The sequence below is a fragment of the Flammeovirga agarivorans genome, assembly GCF_012641475.1.
Taxonomy (GTDB): Bacteria; Bacteroidota; Bacteroidia; order Cytophagales; family Flammeovirgaceae; genus Flammeovirga; species Flammeovirga agarivorans.
On record NZ_JABAIL010000043.1, the window covers coordinates 1 to 1,680 of the forward strand.

The 1,680-nt window shown below is 28.9% G+C and carries 2 protein-coding genes; both read left to right on the plus strand.

Annotated elements, in window-relative coordinates:
- Window positions 1–102: 102 nt before the first annotated feature.
- Window positions 103–519, plus strand: coding sequence for a hypothetical protein (locus tag HGP29_RS28105; protein WP_168885801.1), 417 nt, complete (start codon window positions 103–105; stop codon window positions 517–519).
- 156 nt (window positions 520–675) lie between these two features.
- Complete coding sequence (locus HGP29_RS28815; RefSeq protein ID WP_211093448.1) at window positions 676–1,575, plus strand: hypothetical protein; 900 nt, start codon at window positions 676–678, stop codon at window positions 1,573–1,575.
- Window positions 1,576–1,680: the final 105 nt, after the last annotated feature.

Below are 1,680 nucleotides of genomic sequence, written 5' to 3' on the forward strand. Positions count from 1 at the left end.
TGTAACGTTGTGTAACATCAACTAAACTCCATGTGTCGGGTGACTCACCCTCACACGTAGTTTAGCATATATGTTGTGCATTATTGATAAATCCTAAAATAAATGTTTAAAGAATTAATTATTTGTTTAATCTCACTAGTGCTTCTTAGCTGTAATTCTAAAGAAATTGAAAACTGTGAGAAGAAAACAGTACACTATTCTGAATTACCAAAGGAGGTTAAAAATGTAATATTTGAAGATTATTTTAAAGATCCACATAGCTCAAATATTTATTCAAGTTTTAAAGACTTAAATAAGCCATATAGGTATTTCGAGACTACTGAGCAGACCTTTCTACCTTGGATATATGATCAGTATCTACACAGGATTGATGATGAAAAAAAATTTAAAATTGACATTACTTCTGAACATGGAGCAAAGAAGATAGTACTCAATGACTACTTATTCGTGGCGATGCATTACAATATTTATGAAAGAGATAGTTCAAAATATTCTTTTACGCGATATACCTTGGAATAAATAAAAAACAATGCACAACATTGTATAAAAATAATAGCGGTTTAATCGCTAAAACGAAAGTGAAATTTATAAAACAAACAACAGTAAGAAACCGAAAAGTAAATGGATGAAAATCCGCTACTATTCTTATACTTAACCGTTATGGTTAACTAACAAATGAAATTTAAACAAATCATAGAAGAGTCAAAGTCTTACTTTGGAGAAGATAGAAAGAGGTTAAAGAAAAAAATCCTTTCCTTCAATTTCAATGGTAAGGAATATAAAGAATGGAGAAAACAGCTTAAAGCTGTTACTAAACAGCCATTTGATATCAGTTATGGAATGTTCGATGATTTAATTGAAAACTTGAAAGAAAATAAACTTGATGATATAGACTGGAATTGGTTAGGAAACTTAAGTTGGGAGTTTAAAATTCTTTTGAATAAAGGTATTAATAAAGGTTTTGATTGGGATAAAAAGTTAGCAAAAAAGTGCAACGGAACTGCTAAAATATTACAGGTTTACATATCTGATATTTTACCTTGTTATACTATAGATACTTATTCTATGACATATAATGAAAAGGACAATTATTATGAGTTTAAACCATATGAAATCAATTCTGTAAAACAATCAAACGAATTAAAGAACATCAGAAACCTTTTAGAATCAAAAGGCTACCTGTACTTGAATAAGAAAACGTCATTAAAGAAATATAAAGAACTTTATTCTGACTGTAATTCTTATGGTGGAGCATGTTTGTTTGACGTTTTATTTAGCGATACTGAAAATTATCAAACTGATTATTTAAGGTTTAACGACAAAATTCTAAAGGATAAAACTGACAAAAAAATTGCATGGAGAGAGTATCTTGCAAAAGACGGTAGTCTATTAAAACGATTAGAATATCGATATTTCCCATCAAAAAATGTACTTCTAACTACAACTGATAAAGATGGACAAATCATAGAGGTTAAAGTATGGAGAGACATTGAAGGTCAACTCCACAGAGAATTTAAACTTGATATTTTGAAAGAACATAAAAAGAAAACTATAACAAGAGCTAAAAAATCATAACCACCCTTTGGGATGGCAACGATTTTTAGCCATCACGTTAGAGATCAAAAACTTTAAAAAATGAAAATATACTTATACCTCTTAACTTTCTTGATTAGTTTTAAT